This window comes from Sulfurovum sp. MH2-6, assembly GCF_058374785.1.
The window spans coordinates 2273064-2299396 of sequence record NZ_CM178170.1; the positions used below are offsets into that span (position 1 = coordinate 2273064).

The following is a 26333-nucleotide window of genomic DNA, read 5'->3' on the forward strand; positions in this document are numbered from 1 at the left end:
GAGGAATAAAAAGAAAAGAATGAAAAGTTCTATAAACGGCTATTTAGCCGTTTATAGCGTAGTAGATTATGCCATTTGTGCAGCAACTTCAGCAGCGAAGTCTTCTTCTTCAACTTCGATACCTTCACCTACTTCAAGTCTGATGAAGTTTGTGATCTCTGCTGTACCGCCAGCTTTTTTCGCTTCTTCTTCAATGAACTGAGCAACAGTTTTGCTGTCATCCATTACGAATTTTTGATCAAGAAGACACTGCTCTTGGTCAAGTGTCGTGTTGTCAAGGATAAATCTTGCCACTTTACCCGGAAGGATTTTGTCCCAGATCTTTTCTGGTTTACCTTCAGCTGCAAGCTCTTTTTTCATCTCTTCTTCAGCCGCTGCAATAACTTCGTCAGTCAGTTGAGACATAGATACGTACTGTGGTACGTTTTTAAGAGGTTTACCAAGTCTTACTAGCTCTTCGTTCTCTTTTTCGATCGCAACGATTCTACCTTGAGTCTCTGCTGCAACGAATGCCGGATCGAAATCTTTGTAAGAAAGTGTTGATGGGCTCATTGCTGAAGCGTGCATTGCAACACTCTTAAGTGCCGGTTGGATTTTTGCTGCAGTTTCTGCTGAATCACATTTAGCCTCTACGATCACACCGATCTGCTTGTTTGCATGAAGGTAACCGTTTACTGCAGATGTCTCGTCAGCCTCAAGTAGACCTGCTCTTCTTACAACAAGGTTCTCACCGATTGTTGCAATGTTCCCAGCCATAAACTCGGAAAATGCTTGACCGTTGATCTCTGAAGCGTTGATCGCATCCGCATCAGCAAGGCTGTTTGCATAGGCATGATCAGCGATCTGAGCAAGGATATTTTGGAATTTTTCGTTTTGTGCAACGAAGTCAGTCTGTGAGTTCACTTCGATCACAACTGCTTTGTTACCTTCAACTTTTACAGCGATTGAACCTTCAGCAGCTACTTTGCTTGCTTTCTTCGCAGCAGCACCGATACCTTGGTCTCTTAGCCACTCAACTGCTTTGTCCATATCACCATCTGCCTCAGTCAATGCCTTTTTACAGTCCATCATACCTGCATCAGTCATCTCTCTGAGTTTTTTGATATCTTTTGGTCCGAAGTTTGCCATTTTTTACGCCTCCGCCAATTCTTTTGCTTCTGCTACAGCTTCAGGTTTTACTTTTGCTGCTAGTGCTTCCTCTTCACTCATTGCTGCAACTTGCGCATATGTTGTGATCCCTGCTTCATTAAGGTTGTCTTGTCCTACTTTACCGATACCTGAAAGTTTTGTAAGGTCATCAGCTTCTGCTGCTGCTTCAGCCATTACTTCTTCAACCTCAGCTGATGTTGGTGCTTCAGATGCTTCTTCACCATGTGTTTCAGCGTATGCTGCTTTACCTTCGATGATCGCGTCTGCCATCTCTTTACAGAAAAGGTTTACTGAACGGATCGCATCATCGTTACCTGGGATTGGGAAATCTACCATATCCGGATCACAGTTTGTATCAAGTGGTGCGATCACTTTCATACCAAGTCTTCTTGCTTCTTTTACTGCAATGTGCTCTTTTACTGTATCGATTACGAACATCATGTCAGGAAGTTTTTTCATATGTCTGAAACCTTCAAGGTAAGAGTTAAGCTTCTCTTTCTTTCTTCTAAGCATCAATGCTTCTTTTTTAGTAAGAAGGTTGATCTGACCGCTCTCTTCCATCTGCTCGATGATCTCAAGTTTTCTGATAGATTTTTTCATTGTTGGGTAGTTAGTCAACATACCACCTAACCATCTCTCAGCTACGTATGGCATTCCAGCTCTCTCTGCATGCTCTTTGATCGCTTGTTTTGCTTGTTTTTTAGTACCTACGAAAAGTACAGTCTGCCCTTCAGCAGCAGCATCTCTTACTACGTTATATGTATATTTGAAGTATCTAAGTGTTTTTTGAAGGTCGATAATATAGATGTTTTTTCTTGCTCCGAAAATGAACTTTTTCATTTTTGGATTCCATCTTCTTGTTTGGTGCCCGAAGTGTACTCCACACTCGAGTAGGTCTTTCATTGTTACCATAATTTTCTCCTTGGTAATAGTCATTAACATTGTTAGAAGCACACTGCTTCATCTCTAAGGTTTAAGCCGCTGTAGTCCTTAATGCGTAAACGCACAACCGTTCAAGGAATAACTACATGTGTATTTTTATCCCATTGCTGGGATTTGGAACGCGATTATACAGTAAGAATGATTAAAATTTTATAAAATGATAGAGACAGTGCGTGAAGTGAGGGATAGGGTGTTTAGATAGAAGGCATCACTCCTTATAATACTTTTGACGCGCACGCACTTTACGGTAACGCTTCCATGAGGAAGTGATAAAAAAGTAGATAGCCCCGATAACAACTAAAACATTCACTATCAGGATATCAAATTGAAAGACTATGAAACATAAAATTCCAATAAGTACTAACTCAACAAGCAGATAGATCAAAGGCATGATAGCTGATTTATGTCTTCTATCTTTACCTTTTTTATCATACTGATTCATCATCCGGGCTCTCCCTTTTTTTATTTCTCACTGTTATATTATACACTAATTCAGTTTTTCAACGATTCAAGCTTCTCTTTAACGGCTTCTACATGCCCTTTGACTCTGACTTTTTCCCATGCTGCTGCGATATTTCCATCCGGGTCAATGATAAAGGTACTTCTGACGACACCCATATACTCTTTGCCGTAGTTCTTTTTGAGCTGCCATACGCCAAACTTGTTACACAACTCTTTATCTTCATCGGCTAAAAGGGTAATACCAAGCTCCTTTTTCTCAATAAAGTTTCTATGCTTTTTAGGTGAATCAGGGCTCACTCCGAGGATAATCGCATCCAAATCGTCAAACTGAGGCAACGCCTCGGTAAACTCGCATGCTTCGGTCGTACATCCGGGAGTATTGTCTTTAGGATAGAAATAGAGCACAATCCATTTGCCTGTAAGGTCTCTCAGACAGATCTCCTCCTCATCCTGATTTGGAAGACAAAACTCCGGTGCTGCTGTTCCAACTTCTAACATCCTATTTTCCTTTTTATTTTTGAATTCTTTTGGTAGTATAACAAAATGAATGAAGAAACTAAAGAGATACTGCTGCTTCAGATAGAAAAACTGATCGCTTATGGCAGTACGGAGAGCACCATCAACCCTGACCTGCTGCAATACCTGAGTATGAATGACCTGATCTCCATGCGTAATAATTTGATGGAGAAAGTCGGGAGGCTCAGTGACGAAGATAAAAAGTGGCTGGAGCAGTTTAAAAAATATGAGTGATCAAGGGAGGTGAATAGTGCCTCAGGCAGGCTGCCTCTACTCCCTAAAGTCGATCGACTTGTCAAACTCTATATTATACTTTTTCAGTATCTCTTTTTGTTTGGCCTGGGCCTCTGCTCTGTCGATCACAAGTTTTATCCCGTCTGCATCCTCAAAGACAAGATACTTCTCTTTACTCCGCTTCACCTTCTGATAAAAATCTTTGAAATCCACATAGGTCTCACCGTTCACCTTCTCTATGGGCCACATCCTAAAGTCTGTATTTCCGCGGCTGATATCAGAAGCCAATACTTTTAACAGTACTGCGATCTCTTTTTTCTCTTTGGTCGGCCACTCTCTGGCATATTGGCTCAACTGCATCTGATTGATCTTTGTCGAGAGAACAAGGTTTCGTGATAGAGGAGAGAAGATATACCCTCCCTCTATAAAGTAACTCGGCATCTGATCATACTGTGTAGTCTTCACAAGCAATACATCATCAGCGATCTTCGTCAGCTTCGCTTCGATCTCCATCGGTTTGCCTTCACGGATCAGACTCAGCCTTACACGCTCTCCCATCTGATGCATATCCACATAGTAACCGAAGTCGGTATATTCATGATGACGGAACTCCACTGTACCGTCATTGGCTATTTTATGTCCATCTATGTGGGTAATGATATCCCCCTCTTTGACCAAGCCTTTCAGAGGTGAGTTATAGACGATATCCGCAACCAATTTTCCGGTGCTCGCCTCATCAAGCCCGTAATAGGCCTTGAGGGCCGGGTTTTCAAGTCTCTGCGTCACGATACCAAGCTCCGGGAAGCCGTCATACCGGCCATCCTGCATATCTTCAATAAAATGTTTGACCATACTTACCGGTACGAGATAACCGATATTTTGAGAGCTCGTGATCACCTGCATCACTACCCCGACAATCTTACCGTCAGAGAGAGCAGGACCACCGGAGTTTCCGGGATTTACTGCCGCATCCACCTGTATCGCCAAAAAACTCTCTCCGCTATGTGCGTAACGGTGATGCTCTATACGTGAGACCACACCGATCGTAGCAGAAAGCGTATTCCCACCCATCGGATACCCATAGACAACGATCTTCTGTTCCACATGCGGCAATTCACCAAACTTCAAAGGTGTGACATCACCGAAAAACTGTGCATCAGCTACTTTGAGGAGTGCCAGATCAGCCTGATGCGACACCGCATGCACCGTCGCGATAAAACGCTTACGTTCTCCATACCTCTGTACTTCCAGGAATGTCTGGTTGGCAACGACATGCGCATTGGTCAGGATATATTTTTCTCCGCTTCTACACTCGATGATCGCCCCGGACCCCGTACTTTGTCTCATAGAGGAGCTCCAAGGCTGCTGATAATTCAGTGCCTTGGAAACAGTATATATCTTTACTATTGCCTCTTTTGTCTGTTCATCCTTGGCTTGTGCATAGAGTGATACAACCGACAGGAAGATAACCCATATATATCTCATTGGTTCCCTTCAAACTTCTCTGCATCTACGGCAGGTATATTTCGCGCTATGGCCTCTTCTGCCATCAGACCTGCAGCAGTGTCAGACAACAGGGTTTTCTCTTTATCATAGAGCCGTGCACTGCATACACCGCAGCTGGGACTCCGGTCTTTACCGATAAAGAGATCGATCTGCCCATGTTGCTCAAAGAATGCTTTTGCATACCTGCGTATCGGCTCGGAACGTGATTCACCGCTCTCATTGCAGAGCGCTTCAACCCCGCGTTGGGTCTCTATCAGGTCCATGGCAGGACGGGGAGAGCCGAATGCCGCATCCTCCGGACAAAAAGGGATCAGCTCATCCCCTTCAAGCATGTTAAGCAGTGACGGCGCATAGTTGTCTGCACCGTCATAACGGCATCTTTCCCCTAGCAGACAGGCTGATATCGCTACCTTTCTCACCATTTTCTAGTTCACAAAAAGGATGTAGTAGACCCAGATCCCGGTGACTGAAGTCATCAGGATACCGATAAAGGTACGGATCCCTGCTTTTTTATGAGATATAGTATACATACCGGGCAAAGCATTCACACGACGGTATCTCTTGGCTCTTAAAAGTGTAATAATCCATAGCACCAAGGTGATCACAGCGATAGAGATGTGAAAGATGAGTACCCAGAAGGCATACCCTTTAGGCGTTGAACTTCCCTCCATAAAGGTATCAAAGCCCCCTACACTACGTACACCATACTCAAAGTAGGCAACCACGATCACCGATACGATAAAAAGCGTCTTCTGTACCGTCGCATGAAGATTGTACAATTTTCTCCTCGCCAATGAAACAGCGCCCAAGATCAAGAAAGGCAAAAGTGCAACAATGACTGTGACAATATCCATAAAGAGCGGTGCTCTGGTCCCCAAAAATCCTGCTTCAAACATCTATTTTTATCCTTTTTCTTTATTGTTTAGCAAATCACTACTGATTTGACTTCGGTAAATTCTTCCAGTGCCCATTTGGGCCCTTCTCTTCCTACACCGGAGAGTTTGCTCCCGCCATACGGCTGCACATCAAAACGTAACGTAGGGATATCATTGATCACAACACCGCCACACTCCGCATCATCGATAAACTGTTGTGTACGCTTCAGGTCATTGGTAAAGATACTGAACTGCAGTCCATACGGAGAGTCATTCATCTTCTCAACCGCAACCTCGTAGCTGGGTACGCTGACCAGGCTGACGATAGGAGCAAACACCTCTTCACATACGATCTTCATCTCATCTGTTACATCCGCCATCACGGTAGGAGGGAAGATCCCCTCCACGTCATCTCCGCCGGCAACGACTCTGGCCCCTTCGTTTTTGGCACTTGCCACCCAGCTTTTTGCCCGGTGAAGAGACTCATCGTCGATCATCGGACCGATAAAGGTATCTTCTTCATAGGGCGAACCTACTTTGAGCTTCCTGGTCTCGGCTGCCATCGCCTCCGCAAATGCTTCGTAGACCTCTTCATTCACATAGATACGCTGCAGAGAGATACAGACCTGGCCGGAGTTATAAAATGCCCCGAAAGCACACCGCTGCGCCGCATAGTCGATATCTGCACTGCTGTCGATATAGGTTGCTGCATTCCCGCCGAGTTCAAGACTGATCTTTTTGATCCCTGCCTGCTGGGTAATGATCTTCCCGACAGGTACGGAGCCTGTAAAGCTGAGTACTCTCGGGATAGGACTCTTCACCAGTGTCGACCCGACTTCCACATCACCGTATACCACGGAGAGCGCATCCTTGACCGCATACTCGGACTCGACAAACAGTTTGGCAAACATATAGGCTGTCATCGGCGCTTCCGGTGTCGGTTTGAGTACGACAGCATTCCCCGCACCCAATGCCGGAGCGATCTTGTGTGCAACAAGATTCAACGGAAAATTGAAAGGCGTAATACAGGCAACGACGCCGACAGGTTCTCTACGGAAAAATGCTGTGGTCTTTTTCCCTGAAGGCATCAGATCTGTCGGCAGCGTCTCACCATGCAGGTTAGCCAGCTCCATCGCAGTGATCTTAATCGTCTCTATACACCGGTCTACCTCTACTCGGGAAAAAGCAATCGGTTTTGCCACCTCTTTAGCAAGCATTATTGCAAAATCTTCACGGTTTTCCTGAAGCTTTTTCGCGACATCCTCCAACCATAAGATACGTTGAGAGAGCGGTGATTTTTTGCTCTCTTTGGCAGCTTCCTGGGCAATTTTGAGCGCCTTGACGGTATCATCCGCATCACACTGAGGTGCCCGGCTTACCACCGCATGATCAAAGGGGCTTTTTCGCTCCTCCATCTGCTCTTTCGTTGCTTCGGTCGAACCAAAAAATATTTTTGCTTCAGCTACCTGATCCTTCTTCCCAAACAGTCCAAACATTTTTACACCTTCCATAACTTTAAAGTATAAAAGTCAATTTTTTTGATTATAACTAAAGAGTGGTAAATATAGGGTGTGCCTTTGCCCCCGGCTAACCGATTTTTAACGGAAATTTCGATATTATCTTTTCTAAAATTCAATGATAGAGACAAGAAAATGAATAAAGCAAAATATATCTGGATGGATGGTGAACTTACACCTTGGGATGATGCTCAGGTGCATATCCTTACACACACACTGCACTATGGAAACGGTGCTATCGAAGGAACCAAAGCCTACAAAACAGTAGATGGAAGATGTGCGATCTTTAAACTGAAAGAGCATACACAGAGATTGATCAACTCCTCTAAAATGACACTCATAGATGTACCCTACACACTTGAGGAGCTCAATGCGGCACAGGTAAAACTGCTACAGGAGAACGAACTCTTTGAAGGTGCTTACATCAGACCGCTTGTCTATCTTGGGTATGGGGTTATGGGACTCTATCATAAAGATGCACCTGTAAATGTATCCATCTCAGCATGGGAATGGGGTGCATATCTTGGTGAAGAGGGGCTGAAGAAAGGGGTTCGTGTAAAGATCTCATCATTCAACAGAACAGGGAACACTTCAGGTATGGGTAAGGCAAAAGCCGTTGCCAACTACCTCAACTCCCAGATGGCCAAATTTGAAGCGGTGGAGTCAGGATATGATGAAGCCCTGCTCAGGGATGACCAGGGGTATATCGCTGAAGCTTCAGGTGCATGTTTCTTCATGGTAAAGGATGGGGTATTGATCTCTCCTCCGAATGACAACTCACTGGAGTCTATCACACAGATGACGGTGATTGATTTAGCAAAGGATTTGGGAATCGAAGTAGTAAGACGCCGTATTACACGTGAAGAGATCTACATTGCTGATGAGGCGTTCTTTACCGGTACTGCTGCAGAGGTTACACCGATCCGTGAAGTAGATGCGCGCATTATCGGAAACGGCAGCCGTGGACCGATCACTGAAAAATTACAGAGTGCCTACTTTGATGTTGTTGCAGGGAAAAACCCGGACTACATCCAACACCTTACCTACATCAACTAACCAACAATTTCTTACTCTAACCCTCTTTTAAGCGGGTTTAGGGTTATATACCCTAAAATTACTATAGAATAACTCACAAAGGAATATGGAAATATGCCAGCAGATATGAACGACTATTTTAAAAAGAAAAAACCCAATTTGAACATGAACAAACCGAACAACACCGGCGGTACAGGCGGCGGGAACAGAGGCGGAGGCAATCCCCTGGACGGACTGGGCAAAGGTGCACCTTTTATCCTGATCATCCTAGTGATTGCATTTGCACTCTTTGCTTTCAAACCTTTTACCATCATCAACTCCGGTGAAGTAGGGATCAAGGTAAGAACAGGTAAGTTCGATGACAAACCGTTACAACCGGGACTTCACTTCTATATCCCCGTCTTTCAGAAGATCATCCCAGTCAATACACGTGTAAGGCTGATCACCTACTCAAATGCCAGAACTTCTGCAGTAGGGGATGACTATGCGCGCGGTATCTCACAAGAGAGTTTTGAAGGCGGGCTTAAAAGAAACCCTGCGATCCAGGTCCTGGATAAAAGAGGTTTGACGGTCAATATCGAGCTTGCAGTGCAATACAGCATCAAAGCTGCTTCCGCACCAAAGACCATTGAGATCTGGGGTGCAAGCTGGGAGGAGAAGATCATCAACTCAAAAGTACGCGAAGTCGTACGTGATGTGATCGGTCAGTACACGGCTGAGCAGCTTCCGGAGATGAGAAATGAAATTGCTTCTGCGATCCAGACAAAGATCACAGAAAAAGTCATGGCACTTGAAGCACAACCTGTAATCCTCTCTTCAGTAGAACTGAGAAATATCGATCTTCCAACCAAGATCAAGGATCAGATCGAAAGAGTGCAAATTGCCAAGCAAGATGTCACTATTGCAGAACAAGAGAAAGAGAAGGCAAAACAACAAGCACAAAGAGCAGCAGAAGTAGCACGTGGTGAAGCAGAGAGAAACCGTATCGAGGCCCAAGGTCAGGCGGACAAGATCCGTATCGAAGCGGAAGAGCAGGCAAAAGCGAACAAACTGATCTCTGATTCACTGACACCGCAGCTTATCCAGCTGGAGCAGATCAAAACGCAAGCGAAATTCAACGAAGCACTCAGAGTCAATAAAGATGCTCAGATCTTCCTTACACCTGGCGGCGCAGTACCGAATATCTGGGTAGACGCTAAAGGCAAAGAACAGAAAACCATCTCTGCACAGCAGTAAAAAATAGTAGGTAGCAGACAGTAAGTATCTGCCACCTACTCTCTATCTCTAACGTAAAGCATTTGAAACAAATGCATACCCAACCTGCTCCTTACTACCTACTAACTACTAACTATCAACAAATCGCATCATGCCACTGTACCAGTGTCAGCCTATATCCCGTTTGGACAGGCAGTACTTCATGTGAAAAATAGGGATTGCTGGGAAAGACGACCATATCTCCGGCTTCGGCCTCGATCTTTACAGGTTCGCCCTTTTCATTATAGAGGTAGTTAAAGAGCAACTCCCCTCCACTGAAACTTTCACTGCTATTTCGTGCATTGCTCTGATGGGCGGTAGCAAAAAGAACCGTCGTCAGTTTACGTTCGGGGGCGACACACTTAAAGCCTACTGTCTCTCCGTTTTCATCTATCAGCTCACTGGAGTCATCCGCATGCTTTACATAGAAGTACCCCTCTTTATACTCCAGGACCTGAATATCGGTCGAGAGAGTCATGACGGCTGCAAAATACTCCTCTATCAAGGGTTTGTACTTGAGAAACTGTTTCTCATAGTATTCAGCATAAAAATCATCCAATGTATAGATGTTCGTCTTTCGATACTCTGTCACGACATCCGATTCTATGATCCCGCTGATGTTTTCAAGCTTGACTGCTGCTTGTTGACTCTCATCATCCTTCTTGACAAGGGAAACCAGTTGTCTGCAAAGTTCAGGAGTAAAGAAATTTTTAATGATTAAATAAGGGGTATCCTTATAAGCACTTGGAAGCAATCTATTGGTGATATCCAACGTTTCCAATCGTGCATCACAATAGATATGGTTACTGATCTGTATCATCTAAAGCTCAAAAAATAAGATAGCTATAAAGCATCGAATTATAATCGAAAAAACGGCTTTTTATTCTAAAAAATTTCTTAAATTCTTTCTCTTTCTTCAGGGATAGCTGACAGTTTAAAACCAAACAGCTATAATGTCATCACTATAAACGCTATGGAGACCTATCATGCAGATTGACTGGCAAAAAAATCCTCTTATTCCTGCGATCGCACAGGATGATCAAACCAATGAAGTGCTCATGCTTGCCTATATGAATGAAGAGGCATATAATCTAACGCTTGAGACCGGATTTGCTCACTATTTCAGTAGAAGCAAACAGCGTATCTGGAAAAAAGGCGAAAGCTCAGGGCATACACAAGAGATCAAAGATGTTCTGCTTGATTGTGATGCAGATACCGTGATCTTGAAAATCAAGCAAAACGGTGTCGCCTGCCATACCGGACGCAAAAGCTGTTTCTTTACATCCGTTACCCAGGATAAGATCATACTGGACAAAGAGGTAGATACCGATGCGATCTACGGTGTGGTCGATACCCTCTACCATACGATCCTGGAACGTAAAAATGCCGATGCGAGCCAAAAATCATGGACCAAGAAATTGCTGGATGACAAAGCGCTGATGCTCAGTAAGATACGGGAAGAGGCAGACGAAGTATGTGTCGCGATCAATGAAGAGAGTGATGAGCAGGTGATCTATGAGAGTGCCGACCTCCTCTACCATACACTTGTCGGACTGGGATACAGAGAGATCTCGCCTGACCGTGTAAAACAGGAGCTTGCAAGACGCTTCGGCATGAGCGGTATCGAAGAGAAAGAGAGCAGAAAGAAGTAGAGATATTTACTTCTCTTTCTTTTTGTGAGAGATACAAGATAGACGCTCTTGTAACGTTTTCCCCTGACCCAAGCTCAAAACTTGAGGTATCCATCCTACACACTCTTTGCTATTCATATTTCCCTCTCCGGTAACCTTCATTGTCTCGTCCATAGAACAGTACACACTACAACTCAACCTTTCACTCGGTTCGTATGATGGAGATCGATAGATCTTTCTCTCTACGACAGGGGTCCTATTTTATAATTAATGATAATGAATAATATAAAATACTATAATGATTCTAATAAAAGTTTATGCTCTGAATTTCTTTAACGTAAATATAATATATAAAAAAGTATAATCCTTTCTTTAAATTAACTAAAGGAAAAACACAATGGAAATTATGGTAGCTGTATACAGTACTGTTCTAGTAGTTGCTTCATCGATGTTTGCTTATTTTAACACAGGCAGCCGTAAGCACTAAGTTCAAAGAGGTATGATACACTCTGTATCATACCTATTCTCTTCGCCGAAGCGATGCCGCTATTCTTTTTATAGATTTTTATAATAGATCGAAAAGAATATTGTAAGCGCAGACTCTCCAAAAATCAAACAGTTTCAACACTTTTATCACAATAGACTTTCATCATCGCGAGATGCATTCATTAGCACATTACAGTCAGGATAGAAACCTTTTGGGCACTTATGGGGATAGAGGTGAGTGAGTTATATCGTATTATCTGGAGAAGAGATTCCCACGTATTACGTGGGAATAAAATGAATGAAGAGGTGAAACTAGGACTCCGAACTACAACAGCCCGGACTCTCGGCATTACCACCGGCAAAATAGTTTCCGTCAAAACTTACCAGTGAATAGTTTCTCTCTGTACCCAACGACTCTTTAAGCCCTTCAACAGAGAGGAACCCGAGTGAGGTTGCACCGATCTTCTGTGCGATCTCATCAACAGAGAGACTCGCTGAGATCAGTTCAGCCTGGGTTGGCGTATCGATACCGTATCTACACGGATACTTGATCTCCGGTGCAGCGATACGCATATGTACCTCTTTCGCCCCTGCCTCAAGCAGCATTTTCACGATCTGCTTGGATGTTGTACCACGCACGAGTGAATCATCGATGATAGCGATACGCTTGCCTTCGATCAGATGTTTGACAGGTGAGAGTTTGAGTTTTACTTTGAGGTCCCTGATCTCCTGTGTCGGTTCAATGAAGGTACGTCCTACATAGTGGTTACGTACGATTCCCATCTCAAACGGTACGCCAAGCCCTTCTGCATATCCTCTGGCAGCCGCTACGCCGCTATCGGGTACAGGCAATACCAAATCTACCTCTGCCGGTACCTCTTGAGCAAGTCTTCTTCCCATCTCAAGACGTTTTTGATAGACATTCTTGCCATCGATGATCGAGTCCGGTCTTGCAAAATAGATGTACTCAAATGCGCACGGGTGATAATCCGCTTCAAAAAGCTTCTCGGACTGAGGTTCTTTCCCCTCTTCAAAGATCAACATTTCACCCGGTTCAACATCACGGATAAACTCTGCACCGACCAGGTCAAAGGCACATGTCTCAGATGCTACGATCCATCCTCCATCAGCAAGTCTTCCCAGACTCAACGGACGGATTCCGAAACGGTCACGGATCACGAACATCTTGCTTCGGCTCTGGATTGCCAGACAGTATGCTCCCTCGATCCTGGTGATCATATCTTTAATACGGTCTATCAGTGAATCTTTTTGACTTTTTGCAATCAGGTGCACGATATTCTCTGTATCCATTCCTGTCTGGAAGATCGCACCCTTGTCGATCAGGTCATTACGTACCTCATACTTGTTTACAAGGTTACCGTTGTGTGCGACAGAGATCTCTCCGAGTTTATAACGGGCAAATACCGGTTGTGCATCAAGGACAGAGTCATCCCCTGCCGTAGAGTACCTGTTGTGACCGATCGCACAGCTACCTGTAAGTACCTTAAATGCATCATCATCAAACACATCCGTCACCAGACCGCGCGCTTTAATCAAATGGATTTTTTCATCATCCGCACTTGAAATACCTGTAGATTCCTGCCCACGATGCTGCATCGAGAAAAGTGAGTAGTAAGCTACCTTAGAAGCATTTTTTGAACCGTAAACACCGACAATTGCACACATATTATATTCCTAAACAGTCATTAATCGAGTAAAGACCCGGTTTTTCTTGAGTGATCAGCCATTTTGCAGCCCTGATCGCACCTTTGGAGAATGTCTCACGGCTGGTTGCCGTATGGTTAAGTTCTAAAAACTCACCATCATTGTAGAAACCTACCGTATGACGCCCCACAATATCTCCGCCGCGCAGTGCCATCACTGCGATCTCATCTTTGCTTCGTGCACCGATCTGTCCGTCACGTCCGCTGATACGGACATCACTTAACTCGAGCCCTCTCCCTTTTGCAGCAAACTCTCCCAGTGTAAGTGCCGTACCTGAAGGTGAATCCACCTTGTGTCTATGATGCTGCTCAACGATCTCGATATCGAAATCCGTCAACGTTCGTGATACCTGCTCTACCAGCTGCTTAAGCAGTGCAATACCTGCCGACATATTGGATGCATAAAGTACAGGCATCTCTTTGGATGCTTCAAGCATCAGGTTTTGCTGATGCTCAGTAAAACCTGTCGTTGCGATAACCAGTGGTGTGGGATTTTTCAGTGCTGCTTCACATAACTCCTGTGTTGCTTCAGGTGCAGAGAAGTCAATCACCACATCACAGTTCTCCAGCAGGGTCTCCATGCTGTTCGTTACCAATACATTACTTGGGAACTCTCTAGTGAGTTCGCCAAATACATGTACCGCACCCAATGGGAGTTCTGTATCATCCACCAGGGCATCGATCAATAAGTTTCCTACTCTGCCCGTACTACCTACGATTCCTACTTTTGCCATCTAAACTTTTCCTTATGCTTGTTCTTGAATATATGAAATTACCTGAAGTGCAGCAGTCGCCCCGTCTCCTGCTGCAACAACAACCTGCTTAGGCGCCTCAATACGCATATCACCTGCGGCATAGAGTCCTTCAACAGAAGTTCTCATGCTAAGATCTACGATGACTTGACCCCAATCATTCATCTCACAGATAAATCTGCCGTTCTCGTCTTTAAGTACGCTGTTGTTGACATTGTGTCCGACAAAGACAAAGAGGCCAGGTGTATCAAGCTGTGTAATCTTACCCTCTTTATCTTTGAGCTTCACACCGCTTACACCCATCGCATCACCGAGCACCTCTTCTATCACCGTGTCCGTAATGAGATGGATATTCTCTTTTCTTTTGACTCTATCCACAGTTGAAGGTGCTGCTTTGAAGGTATCTCTTCTGTGTACGACATAGACATCTGAACAGATATTCGAAAGGTAGTATGCCTCTTCAAGTGCCGTATCTCCGCCGCCCAGTACAGTCACGGGCTTATCTTTGTAGAAAAAACCATCGCAGGTTGCACAAGTACTTACACCGCGTCCGAAGTACTCATCTTCGCCGGCAAATCCTGCTTTTTTTGGTGTTGAACCTGTACAGACGATGACTGTCATTGCCTCTACGCTTTCACCGCTTTCCAGTGTCACGGTAAAGTGATCTCCTGTTTTGGCTACACACTCTACACGTTTCATCTCATGCTTCAAGCCGAAATGAAAACACTGCTCCTGCCAGCTGTCCATAAAATCCATACCTGTCTTCGTATGTTCAAAAAATCCTGGATAGTTTTCAATCTCAGAGCTCTGTGTAATCTGCCCGCCGGGCATTCCTGATTCAAAAAGCACTACATTTTTCAGTCCACCGCGTGTAGCATAAAGCCCAGCGGTCAATCCTGCCGGTCCGCCACCGATGATCGCACAATCTAACATTCACAGTTCCTTCAAAAAAGTAAAATGTTTAAACAAATATATCACCTATTGATATCTATTATACTATGAAAATACTTGGTTAAAAATTTTAGGAGATTGTATCTAAATGTTGATATAGATAAGGTTTATTGAGAGAGTCTGCATCAAAGCAGACTCAGAATATGACTGTAAATTATAGTTGTGCGTTGATCTTTTCAGCAAATGCATCTTTGCTTGCTGCACCAACCATCTGATCTACTACTTCACCGTCTTTGAAGAAAAGGATAGCAGGGATTGATCTGATTCCGTATTTTACTGCAAGCTCTTGCTCTTCATCAGTGTTTACTTTTGCGATAGTTGCTTTACCGTCAAAATCTTCAGCAAGCTCTTCAATTACTGGAGCGATCATTCTACAAGGTCCACACCATGGAGCCCAGAAATCTACCATTGTTACACCTTCAGCTACAGTTGCATCAAAGTTACCAGATGTCAATTCTACATATTTACCCATGTTTATTCCTTTTTATGAAATTAATGAAGTTATTATAGCCTAATAAGTTAAATTATCAATATTAGTGACTTATCTTCTTCATTATATTTAGTTTTTTTTCTTAGTTTACTCATGTAAATAAGAGTATTTTACTCCCGTATAACTTATGCCTAGATAAACGGCAGAGAAATTTCCGGGAATTCCGAGGAACGCGATCCCTCTTCCGCTTTTGTCCGTGCCCCTTTTACCGTATAGACGAAAGAGATCTTCGGCGTATCTGTTTCATTCTTGTTTGCACGGTGAAGCAAAAGCGAATGAAAGATGATCACATCCCCTCTCTTGAGTGTCGTAGAGACCTTCTTTTCGATCAAAGGAATATTCTTCTCACACTCCTCTCTAAAGTACTCTTTCTCATCAAACTGATCCGCATCAAATTTCATACGGTGCGAACCCGGGATAAACTCCAAGACACCGTTCTCATTATACTCATCATCCAGTGCCAGCCAGATACTGACAAGATTATTATCACTGTAACGCCAATAACGTCTATCCTGATGCCACCTGGTCTGGGTACTTCGATGCGGCATTTTTGTCATGATAGAGTTATGGTGTGCGGTGGTGATCACTACCTGATCATCCAGTATCTGTTGCAGTACAGGACGCATCTTCCCGCTCTCCATCCACTCTTTGAAGAGGATATCTCTCTGATAGACCTGTCTGATCCTGCGAACCGTTCCCTCTTCGCCCAATACACGGCTGGTATAATCTTTAACATCCGTCCGGATGAGTTTGGATTTTGCATCATACCCTGTCTCTGTTTCGATCGGTTCGACACGGTATTTGAGGTGAACTTTTGCAACCTCAAGAATCGCTTCACACTGTACAGGATCGGCAAAATCTCTTAAAATGATAAAACCGTCATTTTGAAACTGTGCAAGCTGTGCGTCAGTAAGTTTCATCGTTTTACCTTTAGGTGAATTTATGATAATTATAGCAGGTTTTTATGTTAATTTACTCGGAAGTTTAACTTCCGGGCAGACAATGCTCTTTAGCAGATATCTCATAGCAAGAATTTCTTTTTAGAGTGTGATATTTTCTATCAGTTCAACCTCGTCTTTTCGTATCAAAAGTGCATCGATACAAAAGGCCATATCAAGACCTTTATGCTTCAGATAGTGGTGTGCAGAGTTGATCACTTTTTTGAGTTTTGAGGGTGTGATATTGTAGACGGGGTCAAAGTCACCGTAACTGCTTTTGACCTCGATAAAGTGAAGGATATCCTCTTTGGTCGCAATGATATCGATCTCTCCAAGCTTGCTTGCATAGTAGTTGCGCTCTATGATCACAAACCCGTTTCTTTCCAGAAAACCGGTAGCCAGCTCTTCACTTTTCTCACCGATCTTTCTGCTCATTTCCTGCATCTTCTACCTCCTTGCACTTGAGATATACTATTATCTCATAAGAAGAGGGAGGAAAAACAAAAAATGTCATTTTGACATATTCTATCCTGAAATCCTGGATTTCTTTTCTGTGAGCCTGTCATATAACTCAAGCATACGCAGATAATCCTCATGCAGTGTCGTATCAATCATCATCTCTTCCAGCCCCAGAACACGCCTTGCTTTTTGTACATCTTCAGGAAGATAAAGCATCTTGAATGCCTCTTCATATGCTTCAAACGGCAACCCTGCTTCTTCCATCCTGATCAATTCGGCAACGATACGTCCGACAGGATGGGAACCCATCTCCAGCAGCATCAGCGCATTTTCTCTCTCATCGGCCAAAAGATAAAGCTGTGCCTTGAGATCGGCCATCGTGAAATTGTGCTTAAAGATCACGCCGATATAGGCTTCGATACTGATCGAATCATCCAGGGGTTCAACCGCATCAAGGATATCTTCAAGATCATACTGATCCAAATGAAGTATCATCTCTCTGATCTGTTTTCCGGTATTTTTATTATTGTAGACAAGGTCTTCAACAGGATAGACCTCTGAAAAGTCCGGGACAATGACCTGACAGGAATAAAATCCAAGATAGTCATACTCTCTTAGATACATCTCCTTGCCCAGTCCACCCAAAAGGGATTTCAGGTAACGCAGTTCATCTTCCGTTCCTTCTCCCCGGTAAGCCCATGGTGCATAATCAAAACTTTTATCTCTACTTAAAAATCCAAATCCGAGCTTCCCGGTCGAATCAATGTAGTGCGACTCAAGATTGAAACTGCTTGATACAAGGCTCATATCAAAAGTCGGTTTTTCAAAGGCATCCAGATCCTCCAATCCCCGCCCCTGCATCAGTTCTGTCATCGTTCTTTCAAGAGAGACCTCGAGTATCGGATGGGCACCAAAGGATACGAACAGCGAGGCATTTGTCGGATTGATCAGCGAAATTGCCGTCACGGGAAACTTTCCTCCCAGAGATGCATCAAGTACCTCAACCCTGTAGCCGAGTTCCCGAAGCTTCATCACATCACTGTATACCCTTTCAAAAGACGCTAAAAGATCCTCAGGGAAAGAGGGAAGTGCGTAACCGTTTTTAATGATCTCCAGCTTTGCATGACGTTCAAATATCTCACTGAGTGCCTGTACCTGTGCTTCCTGAGGTGTGTTACCTGTCGCAAGACCGTTGCTGACATAAAGGTTGTTCAGGATATTCAGGGGGAAATAGACTTTTTCATTGGTAGACTGCTCTATAAAAGGCAAAGCGATAATCTTGGAATCATGGTCACTGTTAAAATCTAACAAGTCTTCCGCACAGACTTCTCCCTCAGGATCATAGAATCTATGCAACACATCATTAAGATACGCTCCGCCAAATTCAAAGGCAACTTCATCCGGGTAGCTTTTGCGCTCCGGAAGGTAAAAATCGTTGAAAAATGTATTGGTCTGCAGCCGTTCGATATACTCTCCAAGAGCACTTGCCATCGATGCCAGGGAATTGATCCCTTTCCCGTTGGAGTAGATATGATTTGGCGCTTCGACGGAAGCCAGGTTGACAGAAAAACAGTGTTCAAGCGGGTGTTTTTCCTCTGAAAAAGAGGGTTCGCATCCTGCATCTTTGAGGACAGCTTTCATTTTTTCAATCGAAATTTCCACCGGGGCGGTCTTGGACAAAAGGTTCATAACTATTCTTTGCATTGGATTTTATTGGCGCAGTATAGCCAAAATCTCTGTCACTTTACCGTAACAGAGCAGCAGTCTATTCTCAACATCTTCACCCGAAGCTGTAAGCTTCATGGTTGTCTCTCTATCCGGTTACCCGCAGGCGATCTCATCACCTACAGGGAGTATGTCTACTTTGACCGACTTGAAGCGTGCCGTGAGGATCAGCTCATCTGACTCATCACCGAATATCGCATTGATACGGCTCTTGGCGTGGTGGAAAGTACAGAAAAGTGTTTTCGGCTTGACCTTGTCCGTATACTTCACTGTGAGTGCTTCACTCTCGCCATACTCACTTTTGAGGATGACCTTGTCACCGAACTTTCCTTCATCCTCGACCGAAGCCAGGACCACATCCTCACTGTGTTTGTTGTAGAGACTCTCGGTCTGCTTGGTCTGAGCGGCATTGTTATAGTGTGCCAGTGTACGTCCTGTCGTCAGATAAAAACCGTTGAGTGAGTCATCAAAGAAAGACTTTTCCAGGATAGAGGCTATCATCCCTCTTGGCTCGTACTGTTTATAGACATACTTTCCAAGCCCATCTTCGGTACGGAAGTCAAGCAGGTGCAGTACCGGGGTATCCTCATGGTAGATAGGCCACTGCATACCGCGTTTTCTGTGACGTTCCAATCTGTAGTAGTCAGCTCCGGAGAAACGTCTCGGTGCTCTTACCCGTACCTCATTCCAGACATCTTCACTGCTCTTGAAGTGGAAGTTTTCCCCATCACCGAGCTTGCCTGCCATCTGTGCAAGCACCTCCCAGTCATCAGGAAGATCAGACTTCACCAGAGGCTGTGAAAGATGCAGTCTTCTCATTGCATTGACATAGACACCTGTCTTCTCATAAGCACTCTTTACCCCGATCACGATATCCGCACGTTCTGCGATATCTGTCATAAAGAGCTCCTGTACCATCAGGAAATCAAGCTGCTCCATTGCCTTGTCGATCTTGTTCAGGTTTGGATGGATATGTGTGAGATCCTCACCCATATTGAGCAGTGCCTTGATCTTGCCATCCAGCATCGCATCCACAAGCTGCGGTGTCATCAACCCGATCTCTTTAGGTGTCTGATAATCCGGATCATAGTACGGCAGACATCCCATATCACAGGCACCCTGTACATTGTTCTGTCCCCGCAGCGGCATGAGCCCGGCACCTGTCTTTCCGACATTTCCGGTCATCAATGCCAGGTGAGTGATCGCCATCACGGCATAGGATCCGTCAAGATGCTCAGTGATACCAAGCCCCCAGAAGATCATCGATTTCTTCACCGCATACTCTCTGGCAATATTCGGGATCATCTTTGCCAGGTACTCATACCCTTCGATCTTCTCCATGAATTTCGGATCGGCATACGGGTCATTGAGGATCTTCTCTTTGAACTCCTCAAACCCTTTGGTACGGTTAGCGATAAAACTCTCATCATAAAGCTCTTCATCGATAATGACATAGGCCATCATATTGAGCACCAGCAGGTTCGCCTCAAACGGGATAATACAGTTGTGCTTTGCCAGTTTAGCCAGTTTGGTCTCACGTACATCGATTACGGCAAGATTGTTATGTGTTCTGGCCATATCGATCATACGGTTGGCGATGATAGGGTGTGCTTCCATCGTGTTTGAGCCGATCACCACCATAAATTCCGTCTCATAGATGTCATTGTAGGGGTTGGTCGCAGCCCCTTCACCGATCGTTGTCCGCATCCCTTTGAGTGACGGAGAGTGACAAACCCTTGCACAGTTGTCTACATGCGGTGACTCCATCGTCTCACGGCAGAACTTCTGGAAACTGTAGGCAGATTCACAGGAAGTTCTCGCCCCGCCGATCGCACAGAAACTGTTACCGCCGTAGGTCTCTTTGACCTCCTGAAGCTTCTCCGCTGCGATACTGGTAGCCGTATCCAGATCGCAGGTCATATACTCACTGTTAAACTCGCTCAGTCTATCAGTATACTTCTCAGCCAAGGCCGGGTTTCTCTCAAGAAAAGCCTTCTTGATACGCGGCTCTCTGATACGGTTTTTGGAATCCACAAAGTCATACCCGTATTTCCCCTTGATACAGAGCTTACCCTGTGAAACCACACCGTCTTTTTGCGCATAGATCTTCACGATCTTGTTGTCCTGGACCTCTGCCGTGATATCGCACCCTACCCCACAATAGGTACATACACTCTCGATCCCCTGCTTCTCACCATCATGTTTTTTAGTCATGGAACTGCCTTTTTAACACTTTTCACATTAAATTGGACTATTTTTATCCTATTTAGCCTTAAAATAAAGCTTTCTTAGCTATTATCTGCAAAATATTATATCGAAAGGATAAAAAATGTTTACTATTAACGTAGAAAAAGAGTGCGGATGTTTCAAAAGAAGCGCATTTGAAAACAACAAGAGTTTTGAATCGAAAGACGATGCATTGATGCAGGCAAAATTGATGGAGAACCACATGAACCAGAAGTTCTGTCAAAAACACCTCTTCACTGCAGTAGAAGACGGTGACAATATCAAGATCAAAGTAGAGATGAAACCACAAGCTACTTCAGGAGGATGCTGCGGCGGCGGACACTGTAGTTAATCGGCTTGCCGATTAGCTACATAGAAAACCTTATAGAGTTATATATTTTATAAGGTTTTCATACTTCACTATTTTTTTCATTTTGCCCTTTATAAATTTTATATCCCACAATTGATAAACCTATCATTAAAAATACAATTCCTAAAAATAGACATTCAAATTCAACACAGTAAAACTTAGATCCTCTGGAAGGTGAAGTAATTTCATAATAATTTAGCAACCAAATAATACCCCAGTTATCAATGACAATCCTACTAAGAATAATTTATCTATTTTCATTAACTTCCCCCTCACTATTGCTTCTTAAATTATAACAAAAAGTATAAATTGATAGTTTATAACAAAGCGTTAAGTGTATTTGTCAATGAGCATTTGACATGCAGATGCAAAGATATATATTTAATAAACAAAAACTGTCATCCCGAACGACCTTGTAAGCGAAGCGATTCGAGAGGGATGACGATTTTTTGCTTCGTTTTTTCTAAAAAAATGAAGAGAGGAACACCGCCTCATGCTATATTCGAGGTAGTTAGATTCCCAATCAAGTTTGGAATGACGGGAAGGAGTTATTCTCTCGTTCCCGATCTTCCGATCGGGAATGCGCACTGACCATAAGGGAAGAAGTGCCCTTGGGGTGCAGATGCTATTTTTCTTTTCTGAAGAAGTCTTTGCTTCGCAAACCGCATTTGCTGACTTTGGTTCGTTTCTCTTTTTTTGTTGCATCGACCTTGTGCTTGCACTCTCTGTGAGAAAAAAAGAAAATGAACATTTAATCAAGGTTATTCATTCTTTGTCTACTTTTTTTAATAAAAAGTAGACAAAAAAGCGTCACTTCGCAAGTGAGCGGACGTGACTACAGCGTGTTTGCTTCGCAAAATATGCACGCTTTCGTCACTGCTCACCCAATGCTACGTGACAGAAGAACAAATCTAAATAGTTCCTCTCGCCCCTAAACTGAGTTTAAAAGTGAATATTGAATTGATGTGTCACATGCTTCGTATGGATTCCCAAATACAATTTGGGAACCAATAAAATACACTCTACAACGCCCTATAATCACACGAAGTGTGCCTTGTTGTGGCGAACGACCTTGAAAGCGAAGCGATTCGAGAGGGATGACGATTTTTTACTTCTGCCTACGTGGCTACACGTTGTTACGACCACTCCGGTTTCGAAGCTATAAACAACAAGAAGTTGTTGTTTATTTAACGCTTCTCATCTAAAAAAAATGAAGAGAGAAACACCGCCTCATACAATACTACGAGGAAATTTGATTAAATATATCTGCCATCTAGCGATGAATTTACAGTTGTAAACTATGTCTCTTGACTATACAAGATACGGAGCGAGGAAAATACATCCAACCCTCTATTTTGGTGCGTGATTACGCACCCTACGCGAAAGAGTTCTTATCTCATCACTCCGATATCGATGTCTTATAAAGAAATCATCTGTGGTGTCGGGGTACCCTCACCCCGACCTACGACTTTCTTCTATCTAACACAAATAACACCTTGTTTGAGTGGGTACAAGTTCAAGTATAGGAAAATGCGATAGCCGTTTGTGTTTTTATTTTATGTATGCCGTAGGTACTTTTTGGGGTTCGTTGCCTACGCGGCTTCACTTTATTCCGATCGCTTCGGTTCCTGCCCTACAAAGGCAAAGCAGTTTGCCTTTGCTATACGGACTTCATCTTTGTCACATCAACAAAGAAAAAAAATGAACATTCAATCAAAAATCAATACTTTACTCCTCTACTTTTTTAGTAACAAGTAGCGACCAAATATTTGAAATTACAACAAGTGTTGTATGTTACTTTTTAGAAAAGTAACCAAAATCGTCATCCCTCTCGAAACGCGACACTCTATTTTGCACTTCTGCAAATAGAGTTGCTTACAAGGTCGTTCGGGATGACAGTTTTTATTTACTGGATATATTTTCGCATCTGCACACCAAATGTTCCGTGACAAAAAATAGTTAAAATAGTTTATGATTTTAAAATTGGGTTCCCGATGCCCGCAGGAAATGCCCTTGGGTGCAAAATCGGGAATGAGAAGAAGGGGTTATTTGAAGTTACCGAAAGTTAGCGGTGCTTTGAGATCAAGCTCTCTCACCAGCTTCATCACTGCCTGAAGATCATCGATCTTCTTACCTGAAACTCTCACCTCATCCCCCTGGATAGAAGGGGTCACCTTGAGCTTGGCATCTTTGATCGCCTTGACGATCTTTTTGGCTTCATCTTTATCGATCGTATCCACGATACGGTAGATCACCTTGGTATTACCCCCGCTGATCCCTTCGGTCTTTACCTCTTCAAGAGACTTACCGGCAATATCTCTTTTGATCAGCTTTGAGATCAGGATATCTTTGAGTGCATCGATCTTCTGGTCGCTTGATGAGCTGAGAGAGAGGGTCTTTGCCTTCTCATTGAGATCGATCTCTGCTTTGATCCCTTTGAAGTCAAAACGTGTCGCTACCTCTTTTTCAGCCATTACGACGGCGTTTTTCATCTCCATCATATCCAGCTTCGCACTGATGTCAAAATAGTGATCTTTCGCCATTACTTCTCTATCCTCATCATCACAACCTCACCGTATACGCACGGCTCGACTTTAAGTGCATCGATCGCTTCTGTGATCTGTGCCTCTTTACACTCATGTGTCGTAAAGAGAAGCTTTACTCTCTCATCATCCGTATGCGGTTTTTGAAGCATAGACTCGATAGAGATCCCCGACTTGTCAAGGATACCGCTTACTTTTGAAAGTACGCCGCTCTCATCATCCACTTCCATTCTCAGGTAGTAGTGTGTCGTAATCTCATCTTTTGAGAGGAGTTTGAGTCCGGACTCAAGCCCTTTTTTATATCCAAGCATCGGCCCCTGGTTACCTCTTACGATATCTACGATATCTGCGATCACCGCGGAAGCTGTCGCATCACCGCCGGCACCCGGTCCGTAGAACATTGTCTCGCCTACTCTGTCACCTACTACGCTTACGGCATTCATCACACCGTCCACTTTGGCGATCATAGACTCCTGCGGGATCATTGTTGCATGCACACGCAACTCTACACCGTTATCTGCTCTTTTTGCGATTCCCAAAAGCTTGATCTCATACCCGAACTCTTTGGCAAAGGCAACATCAGTCTGTGTGATCTTATCGATACCTTCGATCACGATATCTTCAGGTTTTGCATCGATACCGTAAGCGATAGAAGAGAGGATCAGCAGTTTATGTGCCGCATCGAACCCGCCTACATCAAACGTCGGATCAGCTTCTGCATACCCGAGATCCTGCGCCTCTTTGAGGATCTCATCATACTTGGCACCCTCGTTGATCATCTTGCTAAGCATATAGTTACACGTACCGTTCATGATCCCCTGGATCGATTCGATATGATTGGCTGCAAGTCCGTTACGCAGTGCACCGATGATCGGGATCCCTCCGGCTGTACTTGCTTCGTACATCAGCGGCAGATCACCTGCAAGCTCCTGGAGTTCATATCTGTGATATGCAAGCAACGCTTTATTGGCTGTGACCACCGCTTTTCCGTTTTTGAGTGCTCTTTTTACCAGTTCATACGGCTCTTCCACACCGCCCATCAACTCTACAACGATATCGATCTCAGGATCGTCGATAACATCTAGTGGATTATCAGAGAGAGTGATAGTGACATCTCTCTTTTTAGAGAGGTTTTTTACCACACCGGACTTTGCAATGATCTTCTTACCCGCTCTCGCCTCAAGGATATCAGCATTTGACTCCAAGATATTCGCAACGCTTTGACCTACAGTTCCTACTCCAAGAATCCCTATTTTTACCATTTTATTTACATTCCTCTAAAAATACTTTTAGTTTATCAGCCGCTTGCTGGATACGTTCTTCATCAGCGATCAGTGCGATACGCACATGTGAGTCATCACCAAATGCGATACCGGGGCTTACTGCCATATCTGCACGTTTGATCAACTCCTCAGAGAACTTCAGTGAACCCATATGCATACACTGCTCCGGGATACGTGCCCAGATAAACATACTCGCCTTTGGCGTACCGATCTGCCAACCTGCTTCGTTGAACGCTTTGACCAGGTAGTCTCTTCTTCTCTGGTAGCGCGGTGCTGTCTCTTCCTCCGCGATCGCATAATACTTGTTCAAAGTATCTGCAGCAGCCAATTGTACCGGGGTGAACATACCATAATCAATCCAGCTTTTGAGTTTCTGAAGTGCGCCTACCAGACTTCTGTTACCTACAAGGAAGCCCACTCTCCATCCAGCCATGTTGTATGATTTTGAAAGCGTATAAGCTTCCACAGCAACATCTTTTGCTCCCTCTACCTGAAGGATAGACGGAGATTTGTAGCCGTCAAATGCGATATCAGCATAAGCGATATCAGAGATCACATAAAAACGCTTCTTCTTAGCAAGTGCAACTAATTTCTCATAAAAGTCAAGCGTCACCGTAGCAGTACTCGGATTATGAGGGAAGTTCACAAGTACATATTTCACCGGCATATGCTGTACATCTATGGTTGACTCGATGAGTTCAAGATATTTTGCCTCATCTACTTCATAGTTCTCTTCATTGAAAGGGATTTTGATACCGATAGGTTTTGCACCGTTGATACTGAATGCATAGGCATGGATCGGGTAGGTCGGGTCCGGAACCAATGCGATATCTCCCGGATTGGTAACAGCCTGAACCATGTGGAAAAATCCGTCTTTACTCCCCATTGTCGCAACAGCTTCACGCTCAGGATCAAGATCCACATTATATTTTCTTTTGTACAGGTTACAGATCGCTTCTCTAAGCTCAAAAAGGCCTTTTCCGCTTCCTGCACTATAGCCGTGTGTTCCCTGTCCCTGTTTACGTACATGTGTTATAAGAGACTCTACGATCTGCGGCGGGGTATCCTGATCGGGGTTCCCCATAGAAAAATCGACAATATCCCTACCCTCTTCTTTTGCTTGAGCCTTAAGCTCATCGATTGCTGCAAAGACATACTTTGGCAGTTGATTTATTTTTTCAAATTGAATTTCGTCAAACATCTTTACTCTTTACTCTTTTTTTTATTCTTTTACTTTTTTAGAAAAATTATTTCGTCTCTATCCC

25 protein-coding genes are annotated in these 26333 nt (G+C 43.9%); 5 read left to right on the plus strand and 20 right to left on the minus strand.

All coding sequences use genetic code 11. The annotated features are described in order from the left end of the window. Positions 1-66: 66 nt before the first annotated feature. From tsf to bcp, 4 genes are all read right to left on the minus strand, one after another. Positions 67-1128, minus strand: a complete 1062-nt coding sequence (gene tsf, locus AC4JOV_RS11535; RefSeq protein ID WP_229937436.1) for a translation elongation factor Ts — start codon at positions 1126-1128, stop codon at positions 67-69. Between the two features lie 3 nt (positions 1129-1131). Further along, positions 1132-2061 carry a 30S ribosomal protein S2 gene (gene rpsB / locus AC4JOV_RS11540; RefSeq protein ID WP_491522156.1) on the minus strand — a complete coding sequence of 310 codons (930 nt, stop codon included), beginning with the start codon at positions 2059-2061 and terminating at the stop codon, positions 1132-1134. Positions 2062-2299: 238 nt separating this feature from the next. Beyond that, positions 2300-2536 (minus strand): hypothetical protein, encoded by a 237-nt coding sequence (locus AC4JOV_RS11545; protein WP_229937435.1) that lies wholly within the window; start codon positions 2534-2536, stop codon positions 2300-2302. A gap of 47 nt (positions 2537-2583) precedes the next feature. Then, positions 2584-3051: a thioredoxin-dependent thiol peroxidase gene (gene bcp, locus AC4JOV_RS11550; RefSeq protein WP_229937434.1), complete on the minus strand. Its 468-nt coding sequence runs from the start codon at positions 3049-3051 to the stop codon at positions 2584-2586. Between the two features lie 45 nt (positions 3052-3096). Between bcp and AC4JOV_RS11555 the strand changes: the two genes are divergently transcribed. Beyond that, positions 3097-3303: a hypothetical protein gene (locus tag AC4JOV_RS11555; RefSeq protein ID WP_229937433.1), complete on the plus strand. Its 207-nt coding sequence runs from the start codon at positions 3097-3099 to the stop codon at positions 3301-3303. Positions 3304-3339: 36 nt separating this feature from the next. On the opposite strand, the gene AC4JOV_RS11560 is transcribed toward AC4JOV_RS11555, so the two are convergent. From AC4JOV_RS11560 to AC4JOV_RS11575, 4 genes are read right to left on the minus strand one after another with little or no spacing between them, the layout of a single operon-like run. Next, a complete protein-coding gene (locus tag AC4JOV_RS11560; RefSeq protein WP_229937432.1) occupies positions 3340-4788 on the minus strand; it encodes a S1C family serine protease in 1449 nt (482 codons plus the stop codon). Next, complete coding sequence (locus AC4JOV_RS11565) at positions 4785-5231, minus strand: 2-thiouracil desulfurase family protein (protein ID WP_229937431.1); 447 nt, start codon at positions 5229-5231, stop codon at positions 4785-4787. Before AC4JOV_RS11565 ends, AC4JOV_RS11560 begins: the two co-directional genes overlap by 4 nt. Positions 5232-5234: 3 nt before the next feature. Then, positions 5235-5705 carry a DUF420 domain-containing protein gene (locus tag AC4JOV_RS11570; protein ID WP_229937430.1) on the minus strand — a complete coding sequence of 157 codons (471 nt, stop codon included), beginning with the start codon at positions 5703-5705 and terminating at the stop codon, positions 5235-5237. Positions 5706-5731: 26 nt separating this feature from the next. Next, on the minus strand, positions 5732-7180 hold the full coding sequence (locus AC4JOV_RS11575) for an aldehyde dehydrogenase family protein (protein WP_229937429.1): 1449 nt from the start codon (positions 7178-7180) through the stop codon (positions 5732-5734). A 156-nt stretch (positions 7181-7336) separates the two neighbouring features. Here AC4JOV_RS11575 and AC4JOV_RS11580 point away from each other — a divergent pair, with 156 nt between their 5' ends. Together AC4JOV_RS11580 and AC4JOV_RS11585 are read left to right on the plus strand one after the other, a co-directional pair. Continuing rightward, entirely contained in the window at positions 7337-8257 is a 921-nt protein-coding gene (locus AC4JOV_RS11580; RefSeq protein WP_229937428.1) for a branched-chain amino acid transaminase, read from the plus strand. A 93-nt stretch (positions 8258-8350) separates the two neighbouring features. Continuing rightward, positions 8351-9472, plus strand: a complete 1122-nt coding sequence (locus AC4JOV_RS11585; protein WP_229937427.1) for a prohibitin family protein — start codon at positions 8351-8353, stop codon at positions 9470-9472. Between the two features lie 115 nt (positions 9473-9587). Here the strand turns inward: AC4JOV_RS11585 and AC4JOV_RS11590 are convergent, their stop codons facing one another. After that, positions 9588-10310: a 2OG-Fe(II) oxygenase gene (locus tag AC4JOV_RS11590; protein WP_229937426.1), complete on the minus strand. Its 723-nt coding sequence runs from the start codon at positions 10308-10310 to the stop codon at positions 9588-9590. Between the two features lie 166 nt (positions 10311-10476). On the opposite strand from AC4JOV_RS11590, the gene hisIE reads away from it, so the two are divergent. Continuing rightward, on the plus strand, positions 10477-11142 hold the full coding sequence (hisIE, locus tag AC4JOV_RS11595) for a bifunctional phosphoribosyl-AMP cyclohydrolase/phosphoribosyl-ATP diphosphatase HisIE (RefSeq protein WP_229937425.1): 666 nt from the start codon (positions 10477-10479) through the stop codon (positions 11140-11142). 777 nt (positions 11143-11919) lie between these two features. Here the strand turns inward: hisIE and purF are convergent. From purF to AC4JOV_RS11635, 8 genes are all read right to left on the minus strand, one after another. Next, positions 11920-13293: an amidophosphoribosyltransferase gene (gene purF, locus AC4JOV_RS11600; RefSeq protein ID WP_229937424.1), complete on the minus strand. Its 1374-nt coding sequence runs from the start codon at positions 13291-13293 to the stop codon at positions 11920-11922. 1 nt (position 13294) lies between these two features. Then, positions 13295-14065, minus strand: coding sequence for a 4-hydroxy-tetrahydrodipicolinate reductase (dapB, locus tag AC4JOV_RS11605; protein WP_229937423.1), 771 nt, complete (start codon positions 14063-14065; stop codon positions 13295-13297). A 12-nt stretch (positions 14066-14077) separates the two neighbouring features. Next, positions 14078-15016 carry a thioredoxin-disulfide reductase gene (gene trxB, locus AC4JOV_RS11610; protein WP_229937422.1) on the minus strand — a complete coding sequence of 313 codons (939 nt, stop codon included), beginning with the start codon at positions 15014-15016 and terminating at the stop codon, positions 14078-14080. 172 nt (positions 15017-15188) lie between these two features. Beyond that, positions 15189-15506, minus strand: a complete 318-nt coding sequence (gene trxA / locus AC4JOV_RS11615; protein WP_229937421.1) for a thioredoxin — start codon at positions 15504-15506, stop codon at positions 15189-15191. 149 nt (positions 15507-15655) lie between these two features. Continuing rightward, positions 15656-16444 carry a phytanoyl-CoA dioxygenase family protein gene (locus AC4JOV_RS11620; RefSeq protein WP_229937420.1) on the minus strand — a complete coding sequence of 263 codons (789 nt, stop codon included), beginning with the start codon at positions 16442-16444 and terminating at the stop codon, positions 15656-15658. Between the two features lie 120 nt (positions 16445-16564). Then, positions 16565-16897 carry a YraN family protein gene (locus AC4JOV_RS11625; protein ID WP_404820161.1) on the minus strand — a complete coding sequence of 111 codons (333 nt, stop codon included), beginning with the start codon at positions 16895-16897 and terminating at the stop codon, positions 16565-16567. Between the two features lie 90 nt (positions 16898-16987). Next, a complete protein-coding gene (locus AC4JOV_RS11630) occupies positions 16988-18610 on the minus strand; it encodes a YcaO-like family protein (RefSeq protein ID WP_229937418.1) in 1623 nt (540 codons plus the stop codon). Between the two features lie 132 nt (positions 18611-18742). Beyond that, positions 18743-20860 carry a molybdopterin oxidoreductase family protein gene (locus AC4JOV_RS11635; RefSeq protein WP_229937417.1) on the minus strand — a complete coding sequence of 706 codons (2118 nt, stop codon included), beginning with the start codon at positions 20858-20860 and terminating at the stop codon, positions 18743-18745. 115 nt (positions 20861-20975) lie between these two features. Between AC4JOV_RS11635 and AC4JOV_RS11640 the strand changes: the two genes are divergently transcribed. Further along, positions 20976-21224: a hypothetical protein gene (locus AC4JOV_RS11640; protein WP_229937416.1), complete on the plus strand. Its 249-nt coding sequence runs from the start codon at positions 20976-20978 to the stop codon at positions 21222-21224. Positions 21225-23287: 2063 nt separating this feature from the next. Here AC4JOV_RS11640 and AC4JOV_RS11645 read toward each other — a convergent pair. Genes AC4JOV_RS11645 through AC4JOV_RS11655 form a run of 3 tightly spaced genes read right to left on the minus strand, consistent with a single transcriptional unit; the run spans position 23288 to position 26269 of the window. After that, positions 23288-23785 (minus strand): YajQ family cyclic di-GMP-binding protein, encoded by a 498-nt coding sequence (locus AC4JOV_RS11645; protein ID WP_229937415.1) that lies wholly within the window; start codon positions 23783-23785, stop codon positions 23288-23290. Beyond that, entirely contained in the window at positions 23785-25047 is a 1263-nt protein-coding gene (locus tag AC4JOV_RS11650; RefSeq protein ID WP_229937414.1) for a homoserine dehydrogenase, read from the minus strand. The genes AC4JOV_RS11645 and AC4JOV_RS11650 overlap by 1 nt, the downstream gene beginning before the upstream one ends. A 1-nt stretch (position 25048) precedes the next feature. Continuing rightward, positions 25049-26269 (minus strand): aminotransferase class I/II-fold pyridoxal phosphate-dependent enzyme, encoded by a 1221-nt coding sequence (locus AC4JOV_RS11655; RefSeq protein ID WP_229937413.1) that lies wholly within the window; start codon positions 26267-26269, stop codon positions 25049-25051. Between the last annotated feature and the right edge of the window lie 64 nt (positions 26270-26333).

What these genes read in the sequence shown, in the direction of transcription:
- tsf (WP_229937436.1), bottom strand. Translation starts at nt 1,128, where the DNA reads ATGGCAAACTTCGGACCAAAAGATATCAAAAAACTCAGAGAGATGACT.
- rpsB (WP_491522156.1), bottom strand. Translation starts at nt 2,061, where the DNA reads ATGGTAACAATGAAAGACCTACTCGAGTGTGGAGTACACTTCGGGCAC.
- AC4JOV_RS11545 (WP_229937435.1), bottom strand. Translation starts at nt 2,536, where the DNA reads ATGATGAATCAGTATGATAAAAAAGGTAAAGATAGAAGACATAAATCA.
- bcp (WP_229937434.1), bottom strand. Translation starts at nt 3,051, where the DNA reads ATGTTAGAAGTTGGAACAGCAGCACCGGAGTTTTGTCTTCCAAATCAG.
- AC4JOV_RS11555 (WP_229937433.1), top strand. Translation starts at nt 3,097, where the DNA reads ATGAATGAAGAAACTAAAGAGATACTGCTGCTTCAGATAGAAAAACTG.
- AC4JOV_RS11560 (WP_229937432.1), bottom strand. Translation starts at nt 4,788, where the DNA reads ATGAGATATATATGGGTTATCTTCCTGTCGGTTGTATCACTCTATGCA.
- AC4JOV_RS11565 (WP_229937431.1), bottom strand. Translation starts at nt 5,231, where the DNA reads ATGGTGAGAAAGGTAGCGATATCAGCCTGTCTGCTAGGGGAAAGATGC.
- AC4JOV_RS11570 (WP_229937430.1), bottom strand. Translation starts at nt 5,705, where the DNA reads ATGTTTGAAGCAGGATTTTTGGGGACCAGAGCACCGCTCTTTATGGAT.
- AC4JOV_RS11575 (WP_229937429.1), bottom strand. Translation starts at nt 7,180, where the DNA reads ATGTTTGGACTGTTTGGGAAGAAGGATCAGGTAGCTGAAGCAAAAATA.
- AC4JOV_RS11580 (WP_229937428.1), top strand. Translation starts at nt 7,337, where the DNA reads ATGAATAAAGCAAAATATATCTGGATGGATGGTGAACTTACACCTTGG.
- AC4JOV_RS11585 (WP_229937427.1), top strand. Translation starts at nt 8,351, where the DNA reads ATGCCAGCAGATATGAACGACTATTTTAAAAAGAAAAAACCCAATTTG.
- AC4JOV_RS11590 (WP_229937426.1), bottom strand. Translation starts at nt 10,310, where the DNA reads ATGATACAGATCAGTAACCATATCTATTGTGATGCACGATTGGAAACG.
- hisIE (WP_229937425.1), top strand. Translation starts at nt 10,477, where the DNA reads ATGCAGATTGACTGGCAAAAAAATCCTCTTATTCCTGCGATCGCACAG.
- purF (WP_229937424.1), bottom strand. Translation starts at nt 13,293, where the DNA reads ATGTGTGCAATTGTCGGTGTTTACGGTTCAAAAAATGCTTCTAAGGTA.
- dapB (WP_229937423.1), bottom strand. Translation starts at nt 14,065, where the DNA reads ATGGCAAAAGTAGGAATCGTAGGTAGTACGGGCAGAGTAGGAAACTTA.
- trxB (WP_229937422.1), bottom strand. Translation starts at nt 15,016, where the DNA reads ATGTTAGATTGTGCGATCATCGGTGGCGGACCGGCAGGATTGACCGCT.
- trxA (WP_229937421.1), bottom strand. Translation starts at nt 15,506, where the DNA reads ATGGGTAAATATGTAGAATTGACATCTGGTAACTTTGATGCAACTGTA.
- AC4JOV_RS11620 (WP_229937420.1), bottom strand. Translation starts at nt 16,444, where the DNA reads ATGAAACTTACTGACGCACAGCTTGCACAGTTTCAAAATGACGGTTTT.
- AC4JOV_RS11625 (WP_404820161.1), bottom strand. Translation starts at nt 16,897, where the DNA reads ATGAGCAGAAAGATCGGTGAGAAAAGTGAAGAGCTGGCTACCGGTTTT.
- AC4JOV_RS11630 (WP_229937418.1), bottom strand. Translation starts at nt 18,610, where the DNA reads ATGAACCTTTTGTCCAAGACCGCCCCGGTGGAAATTTCGATTGAAAAA.
- AC4JOV_RS11635 (WP_229937417.1), bottom strand. Translation starts at nt 20,860, where the DNA reads ATGACTAAAAAACATGATGGTGAGAAGCAGGGGATCGAGAGTGTATGT.
- AC4JOV_RS11640 (WP_229937416.1), top strand. Translation starts at nt 20,976, where the DNA reads ATGTTTACTATTAACGTAGAAAAAGAGTGCGGATGTTTCAAAAGAAGC.
- AC4JOV_RS11645 (WP_229937415.1), bottom strand. Translation starts at nt 23,785, where the DNA reads ATGGCGAAAGATCACTATTTTGACATCAGTGCGAAGCTGGATATGATG.
- AC4JOV_RS11650 (WP_229937414.1), bottom strand. Translation starts at nt 25,047, where the DNA reads ATGGTAAAAATAGGGATTCTTGGAGTAGGAACTGTAGGTCAAAGCGTT.
- AC4JOV_RS11655 (WP_229937413.1), bottom strand. Translation starts at nt 26,269, where the DNA reads ATGTTTGACGAAATTCAATTTGAAAAAATAAATCAACTGCCAAAGTAT.